The organism is Streptosporangium sp. NPDC000563, assembly GCF_040299985.1.
Classification (GTDB): Bacteria; Actinomycetota; Actinomycetes; order Streptosporangiales; family Streptosporangiaceae; genus Streptosporangium.
This window is the reverse complement of sequence record NZ_JBEPDA010000072.1, coordinates 1-1,804: the sequence shown is the minus strand read 5'-3', so window position 1 is coordinate 1,804 and position 1,804 is coordinate 1. Positions and strand designations below refer to the sequence as shown.

2 protein-coding genes are annotated in these 1,804 nt (G+C 68.7%); both read left to right on the top strand.

The genetic code is table 11. From position 1 onward, the window contains the following. A partial coding sequence (locus tag ABT352_RS40665; protein ID WP_350950447.1) for a substrate-binding domain-containing protein occupies window positions 1-624 on the top strand: 624 nt, incomplete at its 5' end. Next, on the top strand, window positions 624-1,804 hold a 1,181-nt coding region (locus ABT352_RS40660; RefSeq protein WP_350950445.1), incomplete at its 3' end, for a Gfo/Idh/MocA family protein. The genes ABT352_RS40665 and ABT352_RS40660, both read left to right, overlap by 1 nt.

The window sequence follows — 1,804 nt, the reverse complement described above, 5'->3', positions numbered from 1 at the left end:
GTCTTCCCCGACAAGCTCTCCTACCGCACCTGGATCGGCGGCGACAACTACGGCATGGGGGTCGCGGCCGGCCACTACATCGGCAAGAAGCTCAAGGACAAGGGCGTGTCCGACCCGGTCATCCTGGAGATCCAGGGCATCGCGACCCTGCCGCTGACCCAGGACCGCAGCAAGGGCTTCGAAGAGGCGCTGAAGACCTACGGCTTCAGCGTCACGGCCAAGCAGGACGCGCAGTTCACCGTGGAGTCGGGCACCAAGGTCGCGGCGAACCTGCTGCAGGCCCACAAGAAGATCGACGCGATCTGGAACCACGACGACGACCAGGGCATCGGCGTGCTGGCCGCGATCAAGGAGGCCGGCCGCAGTGAGTTCTTCATGGTCGGCGGCGCCGGGTCGGCGAACGCGATGCGCGACATCCAGGCCGGCTCGGGGGTGCTGGAGGCCACGGTGACCTACAGTCCCACGATGGCCTCCTCGGCGATCAAGCTGGCCCGCCTGATCGCGCAGGGCAAGGGGATGAGCGACCTGGTGGAGAACCAGGTGCCCCAGTCGATCACCCTGGCCTCGGAGACGATCACCAAGGAGAACGTGGCCGAGTACCTGCCGCTGGGATTCGAGTCCTGATGGCGGCTGCGAACAGCAAGCCGACGCTGGGCATCGGCATGGTCGGCTACGCCTTCATGGGCCGGGTGCACTCCCAGGCGTGGCGCAGTGTGTCGGCGTTCTTCGACCTGCCGGTGCGGCCGGTGATGGCCGCGGTGTGCGGGCGCTCACCTGAGGGGACGGCGGCGGCGGCCGAGCAGCTGGGCTGGGGTGCGGCCGAGACCGACTGGCGGGCGTTGATCGCGCGTGAGGATGTCGATGTGGTCGACATCTGCACGCCGGGTGATTCGCACGCCGAGATCGCGATCGCCGCGCTGGAGGCGGGCAAGCACGTGTTGTGCGAAAAACCGCTGGCCAACACGGTGGCCGAGGCCGAGGCGATGGCGAAGGCGGCGCGGGCGGCGGAGCAGCGGGGGGTGTATGCGATGGTGGCGTTCAACTACCGTCGGGTACCGGCCGTGGCCCAGGCGGCCCGCTGGGTGGCCGAGGGCCGTCTGGGTCAGGTTCGGCACGTGCGGGCGCAGTATCTGCAGGACTGGATCGTCGATCCGGACTTCCCGCTGGTGTGGCGGCTGCGTAAGGATCTGGCCGGCTCGGGGGCGTTGGGTGACATCGGTGCGCACATCATCGATACCGCGCAGTTCATCACCGGGCAGCGTTTGACGCAGGTGTCGGGGTTGACCGAGACGTTCGTCACCCGGCGGCCGCTGGCCGAGGCCTCGGCGGGTCTGTCGGCCGCCGCGGGCGGTGCGGACGGTGCGGGGGTGGAGATGGGGGAGGTCGACGTCGACGACGCGGCGTTGTTCATCGGTCGTCTCAGTGGTGGGGCGCTGGCGTCGTTCGAGGCCACCCGGTTCGCGACGGGTCGCAAGAACGCGTTGCGGATCGAGGTGAACGGTTCCGCGGCGAGTTTGGCGTTCGATTTCGAGGCGATGAACGAGCTGTGGTTCCATGATCATGCGTTGCCGGCCGAGGAGGCGGGGTTCCGCCGGGTGCTGGTGACCGAGTCCGGGCATCCGTACGCGGGGGCGTGGTGGCCGCCGGGTCATGGTCTGGGGTATGAGCACACCTTCACCCACGAGGTGAAGGACTTCGTCGAGGCGATCACCTCCGGTGTCGCTCCGGCTCCGTCGTTCGACGACGGGTTGAACGTCCAGCGCGTGCTGGCCGCGGTCGAACGCAGCGCCGACGACCAGAGCCG